Annotated in this window: 20 protein-coding genes; 12 read left to right on the forward strand and 8 right to left on the reverse strand. The window is 64.5% G+C overall.

Annotated elements, in window-relative coordinates; all coding sequences use genetic code 11:
* Positions 1 to 9 precede the first annotated feature (9 nt).
* Both ubiG and ACNJYA_RS03015 read left to right on the forward strand, forming a co-directional pair.
* Complete coding sequence (gene ubiG, locus ACNJYA_RS03010; protein ID WP_439365338.1) at positions 10 to 777, forward strand: bifunctional 2-polyprenyl-6-hydroxyphenol methylase/3-demethylubiquinol 3-O-methyltransferase UbiG; 768 nt, start codon at positions 10 to 12, stop codon at positions 775 to 777.
* A gap of 102 nt (positions 778 to 879) precedes the next feature.
* Positions 880 to 1,779, forward strand: a complete 900-nt coding sequence (locus ACNJYA_RS03015) for an EamA family transporter (RefSeq protein ID WP_172786520.1) — start codon at positions 880 to 882, stop codon at positions 1,777 to 1,779.
* Here the strand turns inward: ACNJYA_RS03015 and ACNJYA_RS03020 are convergent.
* From ACNJYA_RS03020 to ACNJYA_RS03035, 4 genes are read right to left on the reverse strand one after another with little or no spacing between them, the layout of a single operon-like run.
* On the reverse strand, positions 1,776 to 2,258 hold the full coding sequence (locus tag ACNJYA_RS03020; protein WP_212258932.1) for a DUF1178 family protein: 483 nt from the start codon (positions 2,256 to 2,258) through the stop codon (positions 1,776 to 1,778). The genes ACNJYA_RS03015 and ACNJYA_RS03020 overlap by 4 nt on opposite strands.
* Positions 2,255 to 3,133 (reverse strand): carbon-nitrogen hydrolase family protein, encoded by an 879-nt coding sequence (locus ACNJYA_RS03025; protein WP_439365339.1) that lies wholly within the window; start codon positions 3,131 to 3,133, stop codon positions 2,255 to 2,257. The genes ACNJYA_RS03020 and ACNJYA_RS03025 overlap by 4 nt, the downstream gene beginning before the upstream one ends.
* Positions 3,130 to 3,405: a glutaredoxin 3 gene (gene grxC / locus ACNJYA_RS03030; protein ID WP_172786523.1), complete on the reverse strand. Its 276-nt coding sequence runs from the start codon at positions 3,403 to 3,405 to the stop codon at positions 3,130 to 3,132. The genes ACNJYA_RS03025 and grxC overlap by 4 nt, the downstream gene beginning before the upstream one ends.
* Positions 3,406 to 3,440: 35 nt before the next feature.
* Positions 3,441 to 4,250 (reverse strand): ComF family protein, encoded by an 810-nt coding sequence (locus tag ACNJYA_RS03035; protein WP_439365340.1) that lies wholly within the window; start codon positions 4,248 to 4,250, stop codon positions 3,441 to 3,443.
* 64 nt (positions 4,251 to 4,314) lie between these two features.
* Between ACNJYA_RS03035 and ACNJYA_RS03040 the strand changes: the two genes are divergently transcribed.
* Positions 4,315 to 5,163, forward strand: a complete 849-nt coding sequence (locus tag ACNJYA_RS03040) for a methyltransferase domain-containing protein (RefSeq protein ID WP_439365341.1) — start codon at positions 4,315 to 4,317, stop codon at positions 5,161 to 5,163.
* Between the two features lie 116 nt (positions 5,164 to 5,279).
* Here the strand turns inward: ACNJYA_RS03040 and ACNJYA_RS03045 are convergent, their stop codons facing one another.
* A complete protein-coding gene (locus tag ACNJYA_RS03045; protein ID WP_172786525.1) occupies positions 5,280 to 5,690 on the reverse strand; it encodes a (deoxy)nucleoside triphosphate pyrophosphohydrolase in 411 nt (136 codons plus the stop codon).
* Positions 5,691 to 5,828: 138 nt separating this feature from the next.
* Between ACNJYA_RS03045 and ACNJYA_RS03050 the strand changes: the two genes are divergently transcribed.
* Positions 5,829 to 7,154, forward strand: a complete 1,326-nt coding sequence (locus tag ACNJYA_RS03050) for a TadE/TadG family type IV pilus assembly protein (protein WP_439365342.1) — start codon at positions 5,829 to 5,831, stop codon at positions 7,152 to 7,154.
* 57 nt (positions 7,155 to 7,211) lie between these two features.
* Here the strand turns inward: ACNJYA_RS03050 and argJ are convergent, their stop codons facing one another.
* Entirely contained in the window at positions 7,212 to 8,453 is a 1,242-nt protein-coding gene (argJ, locus tag ACNJYA_RS03055; RefSeq protein ID WP_439365343.1) for a bifunctional glutamate N-acetyltransferase/amino-acid acetyltransferase ArgJ, read from the reverse strand.
* 100 nt (positions 8,454 to 8,553) lie between these two features.
* Positions 8,554 to 9,462 carry a peptidylprolyl isomerase gene (locus ACNJYA_RS03060; RefSeq protein ID WP_439365344.1) on the reverse strand — a complete coding sequence of 303 codons (909 nt, stop codon included), beginning with the start codon at positions 9,460 to 9,462 and terminating at the stop codon, positions 8,554 to 8,556.
* A gap of 351 nt (positions 9,463 to 9,813) precedes the next feature.
* On the opposite strand from ACNJYA_RS03060, the gene secA reads away from it, so the two are divergent.
* Positions 9,814 to 12,654: a preprotein translocase subunit SecA gene (secA, locus tag ACNJYA_RS03065; protein WP_439365345.1), complete on the forward strand. Its 2,841-nt coding sequence runs from the start codon at positions 9,814 to 9,816 to the stop codon at positions 12,652 to 12,654.
* Between the two features lie 137 nt (positions 12,655 to 12,791).
* On the opposite strand, the gene ACNJYA_RS03070 is transcribed toward secA, so the two are convergent.
* A complete protein-coding gene (locus ACNJYA_RS03070; protein WP_172786530.1) occupies positions 12,792 to 13,235 on the reverse strand; it encodes a MarR family winged helix-turn-helix transcriptional regulator in 444 nt (147 codons plus the stop codon).
* A 179-nt stretch (positions 13,236 to 13,414) separates the two neighbouring features.
* Between ACNJYA_RS03070 and ACNJYA_RS03075 the strand changes: the two genes are divergently transcribed.
* The 7 genes from ACNJYA_RS03075 (at position 13,415) to ACNJYA_RS03105 (ending at position 21,090) form a co-directional block, all read left to right on the forward strand.
* Positions 13,415 to 14,599: a substrate-binding domain-containing protein gene (locus ACNJYA_RS03075; protein ID WP_439402020.1), complete on the forward strand. Its 1,185-nt coding sequence runs from the start codon at positions 13,415 to 13,417 to the stop codon at positions 14,597 to 14,599.
* A 164-nt stretch (positions 14,600 to 14,763) separates the two neighbouring features.
* Positions 14,764 to 16,278 carry an amidase gene (locus tag ACNJYA_RS03080; RefSeq protein ID WP_212258926.1) on the forward strand — a complete coding sequence of 505 codons (1,515 nt, stop codon included), beginning with the start codon at positions 14,764 to 14,766 and terminating at the stop codon, positions 16,276 to 16,278.
* A 36-nt stretch (positions 16,279 to 16,314) separates the two neighbouring features.
* The gene (locus tag ACNJYA_RS03085; protein ID WP_212258925.1) at positions 16,315 to 17,172 is read left to right on the forward strand and encodes a branched-chain amino acid ABC transporter permease; all 858 of its coding nucleotides are present in this window, start codon (positions 16,315 to 16,317) and stop codon (positions 17,170 to 17,172) included.
* Between the two features lie 2 nt (positions 17,173 to 17,174).
* Positions 17,175 to 18,392 carry a substrate-binding protein gene (locus ACNJYA_RS03090; RefSeq protein ID WP_212258924.1) on the forward strand — a complete coding sequence of 406 codons (1,218 nt, stop codon included), beginning with the start codon at positions 17,175 to 17,177 and terminating at the stop codon, positions 18,390 to 18,392.
* A gap of 185 nt (positions 18,393 to 18,577) precedes the next feature.
* The gene (locus ACNJYA_RS03095; protein ID WP_439402021.1) at positions 18,578 to 19,681 is read left to right on the forward strand and encodes a branched-chain amino acid ABC transporter permease; all 1,104 of its coding nucleotides are present in this window, start codon (positions 18,578 to 18,580) and stop codon (positions 19,679 to 19,681) included.
* Positions 19,671 to 20,402, forward strand: a complete 732-nt coding sequence (locus tag ACNJYA_RS03100) for an ABC transporter ATP-binding protein (RefSeq protein WP_439402022.1) — start codon at positions 19,671 to 19,673, stop codon at positions 20,400 to 20,402. The genes ACNJYA_RS03095 and ACNJYA_RS03100 overlap by 11 nt, the downstream gene beginning before the upstream one ends.
* On the forward strand, positions 20,395 to 21,090 hold the full coding sequence (locus tag ACNJYA_RS03105) for a branched-chain amino acid ABC transporter ATP-binding protein (protein ID WP_025032669.1): 696 nt from the start codon (positions 20,395 to 20,397) through the stop codon (positions 21,088 to 21,090). The genes ACNJYA_RS03100 and ACNJYA_RS03105 overlap by 8 nt, the downstream gene beginning before the upstream one ends.
* Positions 21,091 to 21,341: the final 251 nt, after the last annotated feature.

Below are 21,341 nucleotides of genomic sequence, written 5' to 3' on the forward strand. Positions count from 1 at the left end.
CGCCCAACCATGAGCATGCAGCAAAATACTTCCCTCTCCACCCAGCCGGGCTCGACCGTCGACGCCGCCGAGATCGCGAAATTCTCAAAGCTCTCGGCGGAGTGGTGGGACCCGAAGGGCAAGATGGCGCCGCTGCACCGGATCAACCCGCTGCGGCTCGGCTATATCCGCGACGCCGCCTGCCGCAAGTTCGAGCGTAATGTACGAAGCCTGAACTGCCTGGCCGGCCTGCGCGTGCTCGACATCGGCTGCGGCGCCGGCCTGCTCTGCGAGCCGCTGTCGCGCCTCGGAGCGCAGGTCATCGGCATCGATCCCTCCGTGAGCAACATCGCGGCGGCGAAGCTGCATGCCGACAAGAGCCATCTGGCGATCGACTATCGCTGCACCACGGTTGAGGAGATCGACCCGCGCGAGCGCTTCGACATCGTGCTGGCGATGGAAGTGGTCGAGCACGTCACCGACGTCGGCGTCTTCCTGAAGCGCTGCGCCGCGATGCTGAAGCCGAACGGTCTGATGGTGGTCTCGACGCTCAACCGCAACTGGAAGAGTTTTGCGCTCGCCATCGTCGGCGCCGAATACGTGCTGCGCTGGCTGCCGCGCGGCACGCATGAGTGGAACAAGTTCGTCACGCCGGACGAACTGACGAAATACCTGCTCGACAACCGTCTCGTCATCACCGAGCAGGCCGGCGTCGTCTACTCGCCCTTCGCCGACAAATGGTCTCTGTCGTCCGACATGGACGTGAACTACATGGTGGTCGCTGAAGCGATGGTGTGAGGCTATCGGTCGGCGCGAGCATCGCTCCTATGACGTGGGCGTGATTGACCTGCTTGAGCGCAAGCGGCAGGTTGACTGTCTCTTCCTCGCGCCCGCCATCCCATGTTCACCATCGCCAGCCTCTGGATTCCCTTCACCATCATTGCCGCGCTCGGGCAGGTCGCGCGCAATGCGATGCAGCGGTCGTTGACCAAGCCGCTGGGGACCTGGGGCGCGACCAATATCCGCTTCCTGTTCGGCTTTCCGTTCTCGCTGCTGTTCTTGGGGTTGGTGCTGCTCGCGACTGGCGATCATCTGAGCGCGCCGCCGACCGTGTTCTGGCCGTGGCTCCTATTGGGCGCGCTCAGCCAGATCGTCGCCACCGGCCTGATGCTGCTCGCGATGAATGACCGCTCCTTCGTCGTGACGACGGCCTACCTGAAGACCGAGGCGATCCAGACCGCGATCTTCGGCTTCGTCTTCCTCGGCGACCACCTGACCTGGCTGAAGGTGCTGGCGATCGTGATCGCCACCATCGGCGTCGTCATCACCGCGCTCCGCCCCGGCGGCGAGAAGAGCTTTGCCGAGCTGAAGCCGACCATCACCGGCCTCGTTGCCGCGGCGGCCTTCGCGCTCTCCGCAGTCGGCTTTCGCGGCGCCATCATCAATGTGCCGGATGTCTCCTTCGTGACCGCGGCGTCGATCACGCTGGTGCTCGGCCTGTTCGTGCAGACGCTGGTGCTGACGATCTATCTGCTCTGGCGCGCTCCAAAAGTGCTGCAGGCGATCCTCGGCCTGTGGAAGCCCTCGATGCTGGCGGGCTTCACGGGCGCCCTCGCCTCGCAATTCTGGTTCCTGGCATTCGCGCTGACGGCCGCCGCCAATGTCCGAACGCTCGCTTTGGTCGAGGTGCTGTTCGCACAAGCCGTCGCCTACTACTCGTTCAAGCAGCCGATCGCGCGGCGCGAGATTCTTGGCATAGCGCTGATCGTGATCGGCGTGGCGGTGCTGGTGGGGGCCTAATTGCGGTCTTCCGGCAGGGTCGGCAGCGGCGACACCTCGATGCCTTCCTCGATCAGCGACTTCGCTTCTTCGGGCGATGCCTCGCCGTAGATCGGGCGGTGCTCCTTGTCGCCGTAATGCATGGCCCGGGCTTCGTTCGCAAAGCGCTCGCCGACATTGTCGGCGTTCTTGACGATGTGATCGCGCAGCTCCTTAAGCTTGGCGCGCAGCTCGCGCTCCTGTGCCATCAGCAACGAGGTCGGCCCTGACGGCGCAGCCTCGGGCGTGGTCGCAGCCACGGGCTCCGGCGGCGGCGTGGCGCGCCCGCGCCCCTTCTTGCCGACGATGCGCGGCGCCATGATGGCCTTGCCGACCTTGGCTGAGCCGCAGATCGGGCAGGTCACGAGCTTCCGCCTCACCTGCGAATCATAGGCCGACGAGCTCTGGAACCAGCTCTCGAAGTCATGGTCGCGGTCGCAGCGTAGCGCGTAGCGGATCATGTCGATCCCCGCACGAGGTGCAAATGGTCCGGCCCCGCCTTGGGATCGGAGACGCCGAAGCGGCGGCCGTGCTGGAGCGAGGGAATCGCCCGGCGCGCGGTCTCGACCTTGGCCGGGTCGATCTTGGCCATGATGGTGCCCGGCTCGACGTCGCCCTCGGCGAGGATCTCGCCCCAGGGGTCGATGATCAGGGAGTGACCATAGGTCTCGCGCTTGTTCTCGTGCAGGCCTGCCTGCGCCGCGGCAAAGATGAAGCAGCCGGTCTCGATCGCGCGGGCACGCAGCAGCACGTGCCAATGCGCTTCCCCGGTCTTCCGGGTGAAGGCCGACGGCACGGTGATGAAATAGGCGCCGCTTTCGGCCAGCGCGCGGTACAGCGCAGGGAAGCGCACGTCGTAGCAGATCGTCAAGCCGACGCGGCCCCAGGGCAGATCCGAGATCACCGCGGTCTCGCCCGGCTGGTAATTGGCGGATTCGCGATAGCTCTCGCCGTCCGGCAGCTCGATGTCGAACATGTGGATCTTGTCGTAGCTCGCGAGCACGTTGCCCTCGGGCCCGATCAGGAAGGAGCGGTTGACCGCCTTCTCCGGCGAAAAGCGCAGCGCCAGCGAGCCGACATGGAGGTGAATTTTCAGCTCCGCCGCGAGCGCCCGGTAGGCCCTTAGCGAGGTGTCGTCCTCTTCGCTCTGGAGATGCTCGAACAGCGCCTTGCGGTTCAGCTGCATCATGTTGCTGACTTCGGGCGTCTGCACGTAATCGGCGCCATTGGCCGCAGCCTGCCGGATCAGCTTCGTGGCCTGCTCGAGGCTCGGCCCGGGCATCAGGCCGGTGCGCATCTGCACCATGGCGGCCGTGAACGTGCGGTTCTCGCTCATGACGTAGCCTTCACGCTTTCGAGCATGCCATCGAGCTTGCCTTCGCGATCGAGCGCATAGAGGTCGTCGCAGCCGCCGACATGGGTGCCGCCGATCCAGATCTGCGGGAATGTCGAACCTTGGCCGGCGCGGCCGTACATTTCCTGGCGCCAGGACGGGTTCTTGGCGACGTCGAATTCGGTGAAGGTCGCCTTCTTGCGGGTCAGCAGCGACTTGGCGGCGGAACAATAGCCGCAGCCCGGCCGGGTGTAGATCTCGACAGCAGCAGTCATTTCGTCTGGCGCTCTCATGTCATGAATTCGTTGAATTATATGGGACGGGGGCCGCTCTCGACAACCCGGGCAAAGACCAGCACGTCGACCTGGGCCGCCTTGGCGCGGAGCAGGGCTCGCGCGCAGGCATCGAGCGTCGCCCCTGACGTCAGGACATCGTCGATCAGGACAACGCGGCGGCCCTGGACCTCGGCCTGCCGGTCGGGAGATACCTGGAATGCGCCCTGCACATTGGTGGCGCGCTGGGCCCGCGACAGGCCGATCTGCTGCTCGGTGGCACGCACCCGCCGCAGCACGTCGCCTGCTACCTTGACCCCGCTCTGCCGCTCGATCACACGGGCGAGGGCTCCGGACTGGTTGTAGCGGCGCCGCCAGGCCCGCCGCCAATGCAGGGGCACGGGCACCAGCATGTCGGCGCCGGTCAGCAACTCGCGACCCGCGCGTGCCATCCAGCGGCCCATGGCAGGCGCCAGATCGGTGCGGTCCTGGTATTTCAGCGCATGCACCAGCGAGCGCGCGACGTCGTCGTAGCGCACCGCCGCGCGCGCCCGCTGGTAGGCCGGCGGGCTCGCGATCGCCTCCATCGACAGCATGTCGGGGCCGGGGTCATAGACGAAGGGGATGCCGAGCCGCGGGCAATAGGGCCGTTCGATGAACGACAGCCGCGCCCAGCACGAAGCGCAAACGCCTTCGCCCTCGACCGGCTCGTGGCAGGATACGCACTGTGTCGGCAGCGCGATGTCGAGCGCCAGCCGCGCCGCCCGCGCCAGCACGTGGCGGCCGGCCGTCCACGCGGCTCGAAGCGGTGCGACGATGGAACGGGAAGGGACGGTGTTAGCTTCCATGTGGGGAGGCTAGCGTTGTACGCAGCGGATTGCCAGAACCGTGGAGATCGGCGTAACCAGCGGCATGGCCCAACCCCCTCAAACCCCGCCTGCTTTGTTCGATCGCGCCTTGCTGCACGCGCGGCAGCGGCGTGCGCAGGCGCAGGGTCCCGTGAGCTTCCTGCTCGATCGCGTTGCCGAGGACATGTCAGACCGGTTGGCGGCGGTGATGCGGGAGTTTCACGCTCCCGCCGACCTCTGGACGCCCGGCGCGGGCCTGGTGGCGTTGCGCACGCGGCTTCCTTCCATCGAGCACATCGCGCTCGACGCGGCCGGCGCGGAGAAGCTTCCCTTCGCGCCGGAAAGCCTGGACCTCCTCGTCTCGGCGCTGGCGCTGCAATTCGTCAACGACCTGCCGGGCGTGCTGGCGCAGATCCGGCGGGCGCTGAAGCCGGACGGCCTGCTGCTTGCCGCGATGATCGGCGGCGACAGCCTCACCGAGCTGCGGCAGGCCTTTGCGGCGGCGGAAGCCGAATGCGAGGGCGGCGTGTCGCCGCGTGTCGCACCGTTTGCGGACCTCCGCGATATCGGCGCGCTGCTGCAGCGCGCGGGCTTTGCCTTGCCGGTGACTGACGTCGATCGTGTCGTGGTGCGCTATGGCAATGCGTTCGCCTTGATGCAGGATCTCCGCCGCATGGGCGCGGCCAATGTGCTGATCGAGCGGCGCCGCACACCTAGCAGGCGCGCGACGCTGTTGCGGATGGCCGAGATTTACACCGAGCGCTTTGCCGATGCCGACGGCCGCACCCGCGCGACGTTCGACATCATCTGGCTCTCTGGCTGGGCGCCGCATGCGAGCCAGCAACAGCCGCTCAAGCCGGGGTCGGCGAAAGCGAGCCTGGCGGAGGCGGTGAAGAAGGCCGGGAAGGAGTGACGCGTGTCCCGGACGCGCTGCAGCGTTCTAACGCTGCTGCGCAGAGCCAGGACCCGGTCTGCGCCCTGGGGCCCCGGCTCTGCAGCGCTTCGCGCTGCGTCCGGGGTACAGTGCAATCACATCAGCAAATCGATCAGATGCGGGATCAGCGGAATATCCGCCGGCGGCATCGGGTAGTCGCGCAGCTTGTTGGCGCGGACCCAGGCAAGGTTCTGGCCTTCGCGTGCGGTGACCATTCCCTCCCAACGCCGGCAGATGTAGAGCGGCATCAGGAGATGGAAGGTCTCATAAGCGTAGCTGGCGAAGGTCAACGGCGCGAGGCACGGCTCGGCGACTTCGATGCCGAGCTCCTCATGCAGCTCGCGGATCAGGCTCTGCTCCGGCCGCTCGCCCGGTTCGCACTTGCCGCCGGGGAATTCCCAAAGGCCCGCCAGCGCCTTGCCTTCGGGGCGCTGCGCGATCAGGACGCGTTTGTCGGCGTCGACGAGCGCGCAGGCCACCACCAGTGTCAGTTTGAGATCGGCCATGCGTGGTCGTCACTCGCTGATGATCGTCCGCAACGGTTTGTTAACCTCGTTGCGGTCCATGTTTCCAAGGTCTCCATAAGTCATATTTAATCCACGGTTCCTAGTGTGGGAACGCTTAAACCACACCAGGTCCGACCCATGCGCACTGCGCTTTCCGTTCTCTTCCGCCGGTTCGTCCACGACCGGCGCGGCAATATCGCGGTGATTTTTGCTCTCGCCTGCGTTCCGGTGATCAGTGCGATCGGCTGCGCCATCGATTATTCGCGCGCGACGCTGACCCGGTCCAAGCTTCAGGCTGCCGCCGATGCGGCCAGTGTCGGCTCGATCGCCAAGGCCTCGCCCGGCTTCAAGGCCGCCGGCAACATGACTGCGGACGGCTCCATTTCGGTCGGCGTTACGGACGCCCAGAACATCTTCGATGCCAATCGCGCCAATCTGACCGGCTACACGCTGACGGGCCTCACGCCGACCGTGATCAAGTCCGGCTCGACCGTCACTGCGACGGTTTCGTTCACCGCAACTATGAACACCATGTTTCTCGGCGTGATCGGCAAGTCCGCGATGACCTTGAGTGGCACGTCGAAGGCGACGGCCAGCATGCCGCTCTATATCGATTTCTATCTGCTGCTGGACAATTCTCCGTCGATGGGTGTCGGCGCGACGCCGAGCGACGTGCAGAAGATGGTCAACAACACGTCCGATAAGTGCGCTTTCGCCTGCCACGACCTCAACGACAAGAACAATTATTACGACCTGGCCAAGAAGCTTGGCGTGACCACCCGGATCGACGTACTTCGGAGCGCCACGCAGTCCTTGATGGATACGGCAAACGCCACTCAGACCTATTCAAACCAGTTCAGAATGGCGATCTATGATTTCGGCGGCTCTGCAAGCTCGCTCGGTCTGCGCAGTCTGTTTTCGTTGTCGTCCTCTCTCTCCAGCGCCAAAACGGCGGCCGGCAACATCGACTTGATGTCGGTGAACGGCCAGAACGAGAATAACGATCAGGATACCCCATTCACCGCGGTCTTTCCTGCGATCAACGGCCAGATCAGCTCCCCCGGAAGCGGCACCTCGTCCAGTCCGCTCAAATACCTGTTCTTCGTGTCTGATGGCGTCGCCGACGAGAGTAACACCGGGTGCCTGAAACCGCTCTCGGGCAGCACGCGCTGCCAGTCACCGCTCAACCCTGCACTTTGCAAGACGATGAAGGATCGCGGCATCAAGATCGCTGTGTTGTACACGACCTATCTCGCGCTGCCGACCAACTCCTGGTACATGAAATGGATCGACCCGTTCAATGCCGGCCCCTATGGCCCGTCGCCGAACAGCCAGATCGCACAGAACATGGAGAGCTGCGCTTCGCCGGGCCTGTATTTTGAGGTCAGCCCGACGCAGGGCATCTCGGACGCCATGAACGCGCTGTTCAAGAAGGCGGTTGCCGACGCAAGGATCTCGGGGTGATTGCTTGGACGCATTCCGGGTTCTCGCTTCGCGAGCCCCGGAATGACACCGTGAGGCCTACGACCTGTAATCCCCATTGATCGCCACATATTCCTTGGTGAGGTCGCAGGTCATGACGCGGTCGCGGCCCTTGCCGAGGCCGAGCGAGACCAGAATCGCGATTTCCGGCGCCTTCATCGCTTCCGACACCTGGGCCTCGTCATAGGACGGATCGCGCGCGCCGCTCTTGGCGACGCGGATGCCGTTGAAGGAGATCGAGAGCTTGTCGCGGTCGGCGGGTTCGCCGGCCTTGCCGACGGCCATCACCACGCGGCCCCAATTGGCGTCCTCCCCGGCGATCGCGGTCTTCACCAGCGGCGAGTTGGCGATCGACATCGCGATCTTGCGGGCGGAGGCCTTGGTCTTGGCGCCCTCGACGGTGATCTTGACCAGCTTGCGCGCGCCTTCGCCGTCGCGGGCGACCTGCTCGGCGAGATTGGCGAGCACCTGGTTGAAGGCCTTGACGAAGGTCTTCAGGCGCGGATCGCTGGCGCGGCTGATCTTCGGTGCGCCATGCGCGGCGGCAGCGCCGGTCGCAAACGCCAGCAGCGTGTCGGAGGTCGAGGTGTCGCCGTCGATCGTCACCGCATTGAACGTGTCCTCGACGCCGGCCTTGAGCAGGGCCTGCAGTGCGGCGGGCGCGATCGGCGCGTCGGTGAAGATGAAGGACAGCATCGTCGCCATGTCGGGTGCGATCATGCCGGCGCCCTTGGCCATGCCGTTGATGGTGACCTTGGCCTTGCCGAGCTTGACGGTCGCGGTCGCGACCTTCGGGAAGGTGTCGGTGGTCATGATCGCCCTGGCCGCGGCGAGATAATCGCCGGGCTCGGCGGTTTCGGCGAGACGGCCGAGCACGCCGTCGAACTTGGTGGCGTCCAGCGGCTCGCCGATCACCCCGGTCGAGGCCAGGAAGATCTCGCTCTCGCTGCAGCCGACCGCCTTCGCCGCGATCTTCGCGGTCAGCGCGGTCGAGGCGCGGCCGGTCTTGCCGGTGAAGGCGTTGGCATTGCCGGAATTGACGACGAGTGCGCGCGCCTTGCCGCCCTTCAGCTTGGTGCGGCACCATTCCACCGGGGCCGAGGGGCATTTCGACTTGGTGAAGACGCCGGCGACCGCAGTGCCCTTGTCCATCACCGCCAGCAGCACGTCGGTGCGGTTCTTGTAGCGGATGCCGGCTTCGGCCGTCGCAAGACGGACGCCTGCGATCACGGGCATATCAGGGACGGTTTTGGGGGCGAGGGGAGAGACGGAGGAGGACATCGCGGGCGCCTTGGTAGGGTCTGGACATGCAGATGGCCGGGGGAGCCCCGGCCATTGCGACGTTAGATACTCTTGGCGTCCGCGAAGTGACAGCGAATTCTTACTTCTTCGCCGGCGGCGCCATCTTGCTGTCTGACGGCTTGGCGTCCTTGGAGGCATCCGCCGCCGGCTGGTCCAGCCGCTCGACCTTGGCTTCGGTGCGCAGCTTGGCGACATACTCGGCCTGGGCCTTGCGGGTCACGTACTGCTCGATCTGGGCCTTGACCTGCTCGAAATCGGGCGCCTTGCGGTTGCGCTTTTCCTCGACCTTGATGATGTGCCAGCCGAACTGCGACTTCACAGGGTCGGAGATCTTGCCGGGCTCCAGCGAGAAGGCCACCGCCGAGAATTCCGGCACCATCTGCTCCTTGGTGAAGAAGCCGAGGTCGCCGCCGTCGGCGGAGCCCGGATCCTTGGACTTCTTCTTGGCGAGCTCGGCGAAATCGGCGCCCTTCTCGAGCTCGGCCTTTACCGCCTTGGCCTCGTCCTCGGTCTCGACCAGGATGTGGCGGGCGCGGACCTCCTGCTCGCCGGTGATCTGCTTGGAAGCCTCCTCATAGACCTTCTTCATGGCGTCCGGCGTGGTGGCGGCCTTGCCCTCGTTGGCGAGCAGGCTGTCCATCAGAAGCCGGTTGCGGGCGAAGGCGAGGCGCTTCTTGAACTCCTCGCTGTCGGCGATTTTCTTGTCTTCGGCAGCCTTGCTGACGATCTTCATGTCGATCAGGAACGAGAGGACGTTCTCATCCTTGGTCGCCGGGTCCATCTGGGCGAGGCTCGGCCCGAGCTCCTCCTCGGCCATGGTGACGTCGCTCTTCTTGATTTCCGCGCCGTTGACCTTCGCCAGCACCGGATCATCGGCGGCCCGGAGCGGGCCCGCAAACGCCAGGGACAGCGCCAGGGCGAGGCTGCCAGCCAGGGCGGACGCGTTGCGGAAGCGCTGGCCGGTGATTACCGGGAACGAGGCGGTCATGGAAAATCCTTATGTTGAAGCAGGGGGCTGCTCGAGCGGGGCGGACACTCGCCCAATCAGGGGGGCTTGGCAACGCGAAAAGTCTGTCAAAATGATGAATTAGCCGCAATGCGCCCGCCGTTGACAAGGCCCTGACCGGGCCATATCTCTGCCCGGTCGCGACCATGGCGATGGCGTTTATTTTGCTGCGTTTTTGGCCGTTGAACCCAGACTTGCCCAATTCCCACCCATATGGCGGATGACCCCGCAGTCCGGGCTCTGACGCCGCGAAGCGTCACGGTGAGTTGATAGGCAGGCGGGGAACAACTTCTTGGGCCCAACGCGGTTAAATCGCGAACACAGGAACTAGGCATGATCGGCGCGCTCGCCCGCAAGTTTTTCGGCTCCGCCAACGACCGGCGGGTGAAGGGATATCAGTCCCGCGTCAACGCGATCAACGCGCTGGAGCCTGAGCTCGCCAAGCTTTCCGACGAGGCGCTCAAGGCCCGCACCGCGGAATTCAAGCAGCAGCTCGCGAACGGCAAGACGCTCGACGACTTGCTGGTCCCCGCCTTCGCCACCGTGCGCGAGGCCGCCAAGCGCACGCTCGGCCAGCGCCATTTCGACGTCCAGCTGATCGGCGGCATGGTGCTGCACGAGGGCGACATCGCCGAGATGAAGACCGGCGAAGGCAAGACGCTGGTCGCAACGCTTGCGGTGTATCTGAACGCGCTCGCCGGCAAGGGCGTCCACGTCGTCACCGTCAACGACTACCTCGCCCGCCGCGACTCCGGCTGGATGGGTCAGATCTACAGCTTCCTCGGCATGACCACCGGCGTCATCGTGCACGGCCTCGACGATGCCGAGCGCAAGGCGGCCTATGCCTGCGACATCACCTACGGCACCAACAACGAATACGGTTTCGACTATCTCCGCGACAACATGAAGTACCGGCTCGAGGACATGGTCCAGCGGCCGCACTTCTTCGCCATCGTCGACGAAGTCGACTCCATCCTGATCGACGAAGCGCGCACGCCGCTGATCATCTCCGGTCCGCTCGACGATCGCTCCGACTTCTACAACACCATCGACGGCTTCCTGCCCAAGCTCGACAAGACCGACTACGAGGTCGACGAGAAGCAGCGCACGGTGACGCTGACCGAAGGCGGCATGGAGAAGATCGAGACGCTGCTGCGCGATGCCGGCCAGCTCAAGGGCGAATCGCTCTACGACGTCGAGAACGTCTCCGTCGTGCACCACATCAACCAGGCCCTGCGCGCCCACACGCTGTTCACGCGCGACAAGGACTACATCGTCCGCGACAACGAGGTCGTCATCATCGACGAATTCACCGGCCGCATGATGCCGGGCCGCCGCTATTCGGAAGGCCTGCACCAGGCGCTGGAAGCCAAGGAGCACGTCCAGGTCCAGCCCGAGAACCAGACGCTGGCCTCGATCACCTTCCAGAACTACTTCCGCATGTACGAGAAGCTGGCGGGCATGACCGGCACCGCCGCGACCGAAGCGGACGAATTGTTCGACATCTATAAGCTCGAGGTCGTGGAGATCCCGACCAATCTGTCGATCGCGCGCCTCGACGAGGACGACGAGGTCTATCGCACCCACAAGGAAAAATATCAGGCCATCCTCGCCGAGATCGAGCGGGCCAATGCGCGGCTGCAGCCGGTGCTGGTCGGTACCGCCTCGATCGAGAAGTCGGAAGTGCTGGCCGATTTCCTCAAGAAGAACGGCTACAAGCAGATCGATTTCGGCAAGGAGGGCGCACTCGACAAGCTCTATGCCGCCGCCCGCGCCGGCAAGCCGGCCAAGCTGTTCGCGGTGCTGAACGCGCGCTTCCACGAGCAGGAAGCCTATATCGTCGCAGAGGCCGGCGTGCCCGGCGCGATCACGATCGCCACCAACATGGCCGGCCGCGGCACCGACATCAAGCTCGGCGGCTCCCTGGAGATGCGCATCCAGCAGGAAACGGCCGGCATCACCGACGAAGCCGAGAAGGCCAAGAAGATCGAGCAGATCAAGGCCGACATCGAGCATTTCCGCGACATCGTGCTGAAGGCCGAGGAGACCGTCGAGGTCGAGCCGGCCAAGGGAAGCAAGCCCGCCAAGACCGTGAAGAAGCCCGGCGGCCTCTACATCATCGGCTCCGAGCGCCACGAATCCCGCCGCATCGACAACCAGCTGCGCGGCCGTTCCGGCCGTCAGGGCGACCCCGGCCGCTCGAAGTTCTTCCTGTCGCTGGAAGACGATCTGATGCGCATCTTCGGCTCGGATCGTCTCGACAGCATGCTGCAGCGTCTCGGCCTGCAAGAGGGCGAGGCCATCATCCATCCCTGGATCAACAAGGCGCTGGAGAAGGCGCAGCAGAAGGTCGAGGCGCGCAACTTCGACATCCGCAAGAACCTCCTCAAGTTCGACAACGTCCAGAACGACCAGCGCAAGGTGATCTTCGATCAGCGCGTCGAGCTGATGAAGGACGAGAGCGTCGCCGAGACGGTCGCCGACATGCGCCACGCCTTCATCGACGACCTCGTCGCCAAGCACGTCCCCGAGCATGCCTATGCCGAGCAGTGGGACGTCGCGGGTCTGAAGGACGAATTGAAGCGCGTGCTCGATCTCGACCTGCCGGTCGACGAATGGGCCAAGGAAGAGGGCATCGCCGACGAGGAGCTGCTCAACCGCATCGAGACCAAGGCCGACGAGCACATGGCGGCGAAGGTCGCGCAATGGGGTCCCGACGTGATGCGTTACGTCGAGAAGACCATCCTCTTGCAGACGCTCGACCATCTCTGGCGCGAGCACCTGATCATGCTCGACCATCTGCGCCAGGTCATCGGCCTGCGCGGTTACGGCCAGCGCGATCCCTTGCAGGAGTACAAGACCGAAGCCTTCAATCTCTTCCAGGAGATGAGCGCTCACTTGCGCGAGGCGGTCACGGCGCAGCTGATGCGTGTCGAGATCGTCCCGCCGGAGCAGGAAGCCCCGGTGCTGCCGCCGATGGAGGCGCACAAGTTCGATCCGAACACCGGCGAAGACGAGATGGCCCTCGCCAGCGTCACCCTCGGCACCCAGGCTACCGACGCTGCGCTGCGCGATCCGAAGAACCCGACGAGCTGGGGCAAGGTCGGCCGTAACGAGGACTGCCCGTGCGGTAGCGGCAAGAAGTACAAGCACTGCCACGGGCGGTATGCGTAGTGATTAGGTGATGCTGTCATGCCCCGCGAAGGCGGGGCATCAAGTACGCCCCAGCCTTTCGGCTCAATCACAATCGTCTCTGGAATACTGGATCGCCCGCCTCCGCGGGCGATGACAGTTGAGGGTGTAGCTCGCGCTCAATTCGAGCTATCGATCAAGCTCTCCAGCAGCCGCTTCAATTCGCTCGTCGATTTGTCGCCGTAGCTCTCCAGGATGTGCTCCTCCTGGTCGACCGCGAGCGAGTTGAGCTTCTTGCACAGCACCTTGCCGCGGTCGGAGATGAACATCAGCACCTTGCGGCGGTCGTTCGGGTCCTGCACGCGATAGACCAGCGTGTCGGAGACCATGCGGTCGATCATCTTGGTCAGCGTCGGATGGTTGAGCAGCACGGCGTCAGCAAGCTCGCCCATCGAATGGCCCTCGCCATCCGACAGCACTTTCAGGATGCGCCATTGCTCGACCGGCACGCCTTCCTTGCTCAACCGCAATTCGAGCTGCCGGTTGATCTCCCGGTTGGCTTGCGCGAGCAGGTAGGCGAGATGTTCGGTGATCGGGGAGTTTTCTTTCGACGGTTTTGCCACGGCTAAGACTTCGTCTTGACCCAAATGAGTGAATGTCTTGCAAACAATGCTGCATCTATATGCACTTCAATTCTTGAATATTCAATATTTTCAAAATAGGATCATTGCCCAACAAAAGGGCGGAAGCCGCGGCCGCCTGCTCAATGTGCTTTCAAGTCTGGTCTCAGACAGGAGTTGGCGTGCACGCGACGGTAAACTTCCCGGCTCACGGCGGCCCGGCGTTGCCGCCGTCCTTGCTGTTCAGGAATTTGTCGTCATCGGCGGCGGATTTCGACCTGTCTCCGGTCGATGCGCATTTCATGAGGCGGCGCGGCGCGCGCAGCAAGCTGCGCATCGGCAATTTCCTCACCTTCACGGGCTCGCCCGGAATCTGGGGCCCGACCTCAACCAACAGCGCGATGCTGGCGGTTGCCGAGATCAACAAGCGCGGCGGCATTCTCGGCCGCGAGCTCGAACTGTCGATCTACGATTCCGGCGGACCGATCGAGGAGGTGGTGCGCCGTGCCGAGCAGGCGATTGCACTCGACGAGGTCGACCTCATCATGGGCTCGCATATCAGCGCGGTCCGCGTCGCACTGCGCAAGGTCACCGGCAACCGCATCCCCTACATCTACACGCCCGTCTATGAAGGCGGCGAGCGCACGCCGGGCGTCATGGCGATCGGTGAGACGCCGCGCTGGCAGAGCCGGCCGGCGATCCATTGGCTCGCGGACGTCAAGAAGGCGGCACGCTGGTACCTGATCGGCAGCGACTACGTCTGGCCCTGGCAGTCGCATCGCGCGGTCAAGCGCTATATCAAGGAGGCGGGCGGCCAGGTCGTCGGCGAGGAGTTCGTACCCGTAGGCGAGGACAATCACGAGCCGCATCTGGCGCGGATCCGTGCCGCCAAGCCGGATGTGGTGCTGATCTCGCTGATCGGCACCGACAGCATCACCTTCAACCGCGCCTTCGCCGAAGCGGGCCTTGCCACCTCAACGCTGCGGCTTGCAGGTGCGATGGACGAGACCGTGCTGCTCGGCATCGGTGCCGACAACACCGAGAATCTGTTCTGCGCCTCCGGCTATTTCAACGGCCTGGCCTCGCGCGCCAATGACGAGTTCCTCGGTGCCTATTATTCCATGTTCGGTGCCAACGCGCCGCCGGTCGGCTCCGTCGGTCAGTCGAACTATGAGGGGCTGCGCTTCCTGGAATCCGTCGCCAACCGTGCCGGATCATTGGCCTTTCGTCCGCTGCTGAAGGCCGCGCGGAACACCGTCTACTCGGCGGGCCGCGGTCCCGTGACGCTTCGCGATGGCCGTGCCGAGATGCCGATGTACCTCGCTGAAGCCGACGGTCTCGACTTCAAGATCATCAAGACGCTCTGAGCGACGGCTGCCGATACGCCGCAGCGCTCTCGCGAAATAATACTTGAAAAGGAAAATATTTCCGTCTCTAGTAACCACGTGAAGCCGGTTGACCCGCACCCCCAAGGCGCGGGCGAGAGGCTTCCATCAGTGCCAGGGATCAAGAAGCCTTCAAGGAGAGCGCCGTGACAGTTGCCCTTCCCACGCCAGCCCAACTTCGCAGTGTCGCCGAGCAGTGCGGCCTTTCGCTCACCGATGATGACGTCGCCTCGTTCCGCGGTCTCATGCAGGGCTCGATCGAAGCCTACAATCTCGTTGCCGCGATGCCGGACGAATTGCCCGAGGTGAAATATCCGCGCACGCCGGGCTATCGGCCCTCGGCCGAAGAGAACCCGCGCAATGCCTGGTATCGCAAGTCGACCGTGAAGGGCGCCGCCAGCGGCAAGCTCAAGGGCAAGACCGTTGCACTGAAGGACAACATCATGCTGGCCGGCGTGCCCATGACCAACGGCTCGTCGACGCTGGAGGGCTATGTGCCCGATTTCGACGCCACCATCGTCACGCGCATGCTGGATGCCGGCGCCGAGATCAAGGGCAAGGTGCATTGCGAGCATTTCTGCCTGTCCGGCGGCAGCCACACCGGCTCCTACGGGCCGGTGCACAATCCCCACAAGATGGGCTACTCGGCCGGCGGCTCGTCGTCGGGATCGGGCGTCGTGGTCGCGCTCGGCGAGGTCGACATGGCGATCGGCGGCGACCAGGGCGGCTCGATCCGCATGCCGTCGTCGTTCTGCGGCATTTACGGCATGAAGCCGACCTGGGGCCTCGTTCCCTACACCGGCATCATGCCGATCGAGATCTATGTCGATCACACCGGCCCGATGACCGCGACCGTCGCCGACAATGCGCTGCTGCTCGAGGTGCTCGCCGGCGATGACGGCTACGATCCCAGGATCAAGGCCCCGAAGGTCGAGGAATACACCAAGGCGCTCGGCCAGGGCGTCAAGGGCATGAAGATCGGCATCCTCAAGGAGGGTTTCGAGCAGCCGACCGCCGAGTCTGCGGTGAACGAAAGCGTGCGCGAGGCCGCAAAGCGCTTCAAGGATCTGGGCGCCACTGTCGAGACCGTCTCGATTCCGATGCACCTCATGGGCGGAGCGATCTGGACTCCGATCGGTACCGAAGGCCTGACCCAGACCATGATGTTCGGCGATGGCTACGGCCTCAGCCGCGGCGATCTCTATTCGACCTCGCTGATGGATTTCCATCGCGGCTGGCGCCGGCAGGCCGACTCGCTGTCCGAGACCACGAAACTGTTCATGATGCTCGGCACCTACATCAACAACAATTTCGGTCCACGCTTCTACGGCAAGGCGCTCAACATCTCGCGCCGGCTGACCGCGGCCTACGACAAGGCGTTCGGGGATTACGATCTGCTGCTGATGCCGACCACGCCGATGAAGGCGACCAAGCTGCCGGAGCCCAATGCCAGCCGCGAGGACTACGTTGCCCGTGCGCTCGAGATGATCTCGAACACCGCGCCGTTCGACATCACCCATCATCCCGCGATGTCGCTGCCCTGCGGCATGGTCGACGGCCTGCCGGTCGGCCTGATGCTGGTCGGCCGCATGTTCGAGGAATCCACCATCTACCGCGCCGCCCATGCCTTCGAGCAGATCGGCGACTGGAAGAAGATGTGAACGAGGGACTAGTCCAGACGAACGGAACACCACCACATGGCTAACGCGTTCGTCGCAGCGTTCGAAATCCTGAGCTTCGGTGCGATCATCGTCCTGATCGTGCTGGGGCTCGGGATCATCGCCAGCATGATGGGCATCTTCAACTTCGCGCAGGGCGAGTTCGTCCTGCTCGGGGCGTACATCACCTATCTCGCTTATGCCAAGGGCCTGCCGATCTGGGCGGGCATGGTGGCAGCGCCTTTCGTGGTCGGCGCGCTCGGCTTCGTGCTGGAGGCGCTGATTATCCGTCGATTCTACGCCGCGCCGATCGTTGCCATGCTCGGCACCTATGCGCTCGGCCTGATCATCCGCGAAGTCGTTCGCGGGCTGATCGGCGGCTTCTATCTCACCGTGCCGGAGCCGATCGGCGGCTCGATCGACGTCGGCGCCATGCACATCTCGGCCTGGCGCTTCACCATCATCGTCATCACGCTGCTGGTGATGGGCCTCTGCTATCTGCTGCTGTCACGCACGAGCTTCGGCCTGCGCGTGCGGGCGACGTTGGAGAACCCGTCGCTGGCGCGTGCCTCGGGCATCTCCACGCCGCTGATCTACGGCGCCACCTTTGCCTTCGGAGCAGCGCTCGCCGGCCTTGCCGGCGCGCTGATCGTGCCGGTGTTCAGCCTGTTTGCCGATCTCGGCCTGCGCTTCCTGATCCAGGGCTTCGTCGCGGTCATGGTCGGCGGCGTCGGCTCCTTCATCGGCCCGGTCGCGGGCGCGGGGGTCATCGGCACGCTGAGCGCGGCGCTGCCCTGGGTGATGGCGCCCGTCGTCGCCGACGTCCTCGTCTTCGTCCTTGCTATCGTCTTCATCAAATTCCGTCCGCAAGGTCTCATCGCTGGAAAAGGGGTTTAGTCATGTTCGATCGTACGCAGCTTTCACGCCGCCGCTTTCTCTCCAATTTCGCCTTTGCATCGGGCGCGGTCGCAACCGGCGTCGGCAGCTGGGTGATCCCGGCGCCCTGGGCCAATGCGGCCGAGGCGCCGATCAAGGTCGGCATCGCCACCGACCTCACCGGCCCGATCGCCTATGCCGGCAACGCCGACGCCAACGTCGCGAAAATGGTAATCAAGGAAATCAATGCGGCCGGCGGCCTGCTCGGCCGTCCGCTCGAGCTCTACATCGAGGACACCGCATCCAACGAATCCGTCGCCGTCGGCAACGTCCGCAAGCTGATCCAGCGCGACAAGGTCGACATGGTGCTGGGCGGCATCACCTCGTCGATGCGCAACGCGATCAAGGACCCGATCGTGGCGCGCGGCAAGACGCTCTACATCTATCCGCAGCTCTACGAGGGCAAGGAGTGCACGCCCTACCTGTTCTGCACCGGCCCGACGCCGGCGCAGCAATGCGACGAGTTCATCCCCTGGCTGATCAAGAACGGCGGCAAGAAGTTCGCGCTGCCCAGCGCCAACTACGTCTGGCCGCATACCCTCAACGTCTATGCCCGCAAGGTGATCGAGGCGAGTGGCGGCGAGGTCGTGTTCGAAGAATATTACCCGCTCGACCAGGTCGACTTCTCCGCGACCGTCAACCGCATCATCTCCAACAAGGTCGACGTCGTCTTCAACACCGTCATCCCGCCCGGCGTCGGACCGTTCTTCAAGCAGCTCTATGAAGCCGGCTTCCTCAAGAACGGCGGACGTCTCGCCTGCGTCTACTACGACGAGAACACGCTCAACATCAACCAGGCTGCCGAAATCGAGGGCCTCGCCAGCTGCCTCGACTATTTCAAGGTGCTGACCAAGGAGAACCCGTTCGACGCCAAGATCCAGGCGGCCTATGAAAAGGATTTCCCGGGCAACTTCCTGTTCGCCGCCGGCAGCGCGGCCACCGGCACCTATCGCGGCCTCAAGCTGTGGGAAGCCGCAGTCAAGGAAGCCGGCAAGATCGACCGCGAGTCCGTGGCCGCCGCGCTCGACCATGCCAAGATCGCCGAAGGTCCCGGCGGACCCGCCGAGATGGTGCCGGGCAAGCGGCACTGCAAGATGAAGATGTACACCGCGGTCGCCAAGAGCGGCAATTACGAGATCGTCGGGCGCAGCAACGGTCTCGTCGATCCCAAGGAATGCTGAATCTTCACCTCTCCCGGAGGGAGAGGTCGGATCGCATCGCAAGATGCGATCCGGGTGAGGGGATCTGGTCTCACTGGCTGCCGCGGCCCCTCACCCGGATTGCTGCGCAATCCGACCTCTCCCCGCTGGGGAGAGGTAAACCCGCCGTCATTAACGTGGCTGACTCTCACGATGTTTAACTCGGAATGCTGAAGCCGATGAGTGTGGTAAGAGAGGCCATCGTCGCCGACGCGGACGACGAAGCGGATGGTGCGATGGCTGAAGGCGCAGCGGCGGAACAGGCCAATGACCGCGTCAAGGCAGGACGAAAAATCCTGCCCATCGTCGAGGGCATTGTGTTCGTCGCGGCGCTGTTCGCGCCCCTGGTGCTGCAGGACTATCTCACGGTATTCGCGACGCGCGTGGTCATCCTCGCGCTGTTCGCGCTGTCGTTCGACCTGGTCTGGGGCTATGCCGGCATCATGAGCTTCGGCCAGGCCCTGTTCTTCGGCTCGGCCGGCTACGGCGTCGCCCTGCTCGCGCGCGACCTCGGCATCACCAACATCTTCCTGGTGCTGCCGGCGGGCACGCTGATCGGCCTCACCTTCGCGCTGCTGCTCGGCGGCTTCCTGCTGCTGGGACGGCACCCCTCCAGCGTGATCTTCGTCTCGCTGGGCACGCTGACCGGCTCCTACGCCGCCGATCGTCTGGCGCGCGGCTGGTATTATCTCGGCGGCCAGAACGGCATCCCCTCGATCGCGCCGATGTCGTTTGGGTCTTACGACTTCACGGAAGGACCGGCCTTCTATTATCTCGTGCTCGGCATCCTCGTCGTCGTCTATCTGCTCTGCCGCTTCCTGGTGCGCTCGCAGTTCGGCCTGGCGCTCGCGGGGCTGCGCGAGAACGAGCAGCGCATCGCCTTCTTCGGCTACAAGGCGCAGCACCTGAAAGCGATCATCTTCACCATCGGCGGGGCCATCGCCGGTCTTGCCGGCAGCCTGTATGCCTTCCACGAAGGTTTCGTCTGGCCCAACATGGTCGGCGTCGTGGTTTCGACCCAGGTCGTGCTTTACGTCCTGTTCGGCGGCTCCGGCACACTGATCGGCGCCGTCATCGGCACCGTGATCGTCGAGGGCGTCAGCTTCTGGCTCTCGGACAACTACCGCGACATCTGGCCGATCATCCTCGGCCTGCTGCTCCTGCTCGTGATCCTGTTCCGGCCGCTCGGCCTGATCAGTTTTGTCCTTGGCGAGCGCGAACGGGTCGGCAGCTTCGGCTCCCGGATCAAGGAGAAGCACAATGCTCCTTGAAGCGGCGGGCATCAAGAAAGTCTTCGGCAAGCTCACCGCGCTCGACGGCGCGGCCCTCACGGTCGGCGAGAACGAGTTTCACGGCCTGATCGGCCCGAACGGCTCGGGCAAGAGCACGCTGATGAAGTGCATCGCCGGCGCCGAAGTGCCGACCCAAGGCAAGGTGTCCTTCGTCAACACCGATATCACCGCGTTCACACCGACCGAGCGCGCCCGCGCCGGCATGAGCCTGAAATTCCAGATCACATCCGTGCTGCCGTCGCTGACGCTCTACGACAACATCCTGCTCGCGCTGCAGGCGCAGTCCTCGCTGTTCGACCTCGTGTTCTCGCGCACACGCGGCGCGTTGCACGATCAGGTCATGACCATGTTGAGGCAGTTCCGCCTCGCCGACCGCGCCTTCGATGCGGCCGCCGCGCTGTCGCACGGCCAGCAGCAATGGCTGGAGATCGCGATGGCGCTCGCCGGCAAGCCGAAGCTGCTGCTGCTCGACGAGCCCACCGGCGGCATGAGCCTGGAGGAGCGCCGCGTCACCGGCGAGCTGCTGCAGCCGATCAAAAAGCATTGCTCGCTCGTCATCGTCGAGCACGACCTCGATTTCATCCGCGACATCTGCGACCGCCTCACCGTGCTCGACCAGGGCAAGGTGCTGGCAACAGGCACGGTGTCCGAAATCCAGGCCAACACATCCGTCCAGGAGATCTATCTGCGCCGTGCCTGAATTTTTGGACATCAAGCATCTCGACGCCGGCTACGGCCGCAGCCAGGTCCTGTTCGACGTCAGCCTCGGCATTCCCTGGCGCGGCGGCGTCGCCGTGCTCGGCCGCAATGGCGCCGGCAAGACCACGCTGATGAAGACCATCGTCGGCGAGCTGCCGGCGTGGAAGGGCGAGGTCGCCTTCGACGGCCGCGACATCAGTCGCCGCGCCACCCAGGAGCGCGTCCGCGCCGGCATCGGCTATGTGCCGCAGGAGCATTCGGTGTTCGCGCGCCTGTCGGTGCGCGACAATCTCGCGGTCGGCTCGCTCGCCAGCAAGGACGCATCGGCAATCGACCGCGTGCTGGCCATCTTCCCGAAGCTCGGCCAGCGCCTCGACCAACCCGCCGGCACGCTCTCCGGCGGCGAGCGCAAGATGCTCGCGATCGGGCGCGCCATGCTGGGCGATCCCAAGCTGCTGCTGCTGGACGAGCCCACCGAAGGCGTCTGGATCGGCGTCATCGAGGAGATCACCGAGCGCCTGATCGAGCTCGCCAAGACCATCGCCGTCATCATCGTCGAGCAGCACCTCGACCTCGCGCTCCGCGTCGCCGACTATGCCTACGTGCTCGACCGCGGAAGAGTCGCGCTGCAGGGGGAGGCGGGGGAGGTGAGGGGCAATCCGGAGCTGATGCGCTATCTGGCGCCGTAGGGATGCGCGTGAGGCGATCTAACATCGACCTCGCCTGTCATGCTCCGCGAAAGCGGGGCATCCAGTACGCCGCGGCCTCTCGATCGATAACGACGGCCTCTGGAATACTGGATTCCCCGCTTTCGCGGGGAATGACAGCGGAGACTGGTGGCGGCGTCGAATCCCCGATTCAATTGTCAAACAACCGAACGTGACATCGCGATCCCGCAGCGCTTCCGCGCCCGGGTTTTGCTTCGCTTCTGACGCCCTTC

The sequence above is a fragment of the Bradyrhizobium sp. BLXBL-01 genome, from assembly GCF_051853025.1.
GTDB lineage: Bacteria > Pseudomonadota > Alphaproteobacteria > Rhizobiales > Xanthobacteraceae > Bradyrhizobium.

Coding starts and splice junctions, on each gene's coding strand:
- ubiG (WP_439365338.1), top strand. CDS start 10: ATGAGCATGCAGCAAAATACTTCCCTCTCCACCCAGCCGGGCTCGACC.
- ACNJYA_RS03015 (WP_172786520.1), top strand. CDS start 880: ATGTTCACCATCGCCAGCCTCTGGATTCCCTTCACCATCATTGCCGCG.
- ACNJYA_RS03020 (WP_212258932.1), bottom strand. CDS start 2,258: ATGATCCGCTACGCGCTACGCTGCGACCGCGACCATGACTTCGAGAGC.
- ACNJYA_RS03025 (WP_439365339.1), bottom strand. CDS start 3,133: ATGAGCGAGAACCGCACGTTCACGGCCGCCATGGTGCAGATGCGCACC.
- grxC (WP_172786523.1), bottom strand. CDS start 3,405: ATGACTGCTGCTGTCGAGATCTACACCCGGCCGGGCTGCGGCTATTGT.
- ACNJYA_RS03035 (WP_439365340.1), bottom strand. CDS start 4,250: ATGGAAGCTAACACCGTCCCTTCCCGTTCCATCGTCGCACCGCTTCGA.
- ACNJYA_RS03040 (WP_439365341.1), top strand. CDS start 4,315: ATGGCCCAACCCCCTCAAACCCCGCCTGCTTTGTTCGATCGCGCCTTG.
- ACNJYA_RS03045 (WP_172786525.1), bottom strand. CDS start 5,690: ATGGCCGATCTCAAACTGACACTGGTGGTGGCCTGCGCGCTCGTCGAC.
- ACNJYA_RS03050 (WP_439365342.1), top strand. CDS start 5,829: ATGCGCACTGCGCTTTCCGTTCTCTTCCGCCGGTTCGTCCACGACCGG.
- argJ (WP_439365343.1), bottom strand. CDS start 8,453: ATGTCCTCCTCCGTCTCTCCCCTCGCCCCCAAAACCGTCCCTGATATG.
- ACNJYA_RS03060 (WP_439365344.1), bottom strand. CDS start 9,462: ATGACCGCCTCGTTCCCGGTAATCACCGGCCAGCGCTTCCGCAACGCG.
- secA (WP_439365345.1), top strand. CDS start 9,814: ATGATCGGCGCGCTCGCCCGCAAGTTTTTCGGCTCCGCCAACGACCGG.
- ACNJYA_RS03085 (WP_212258925.1), top strand. CDS start 16,315: ATGGCTAACGCGTTCGTCGCAGCGTTCGAAATCCTGAGCTTCGGTGCG.
- ACNJYA_RS03090 (WP_212258924.1), top strand. CDS start 17,175: ATGTTCGATCGTACGCAGCTTTCACGCCGCCGCTTTCTCTCCAATTTC.
- ACNJYA_RS03095 (WP_439402021.1), top strand. CDS start 18,578: ATGCTGAAGCCGATGAGTGTGGTAAGAGAGGCCATCGTCGCCGACGCG.
- ACNJYA_RS03100 (WP_439402022.1), top strand. CDS start 19,671: ATGCTCCTTGAAGCGGCGGGCATCAAGAAAGTCTTCGGCAAGCTCACC.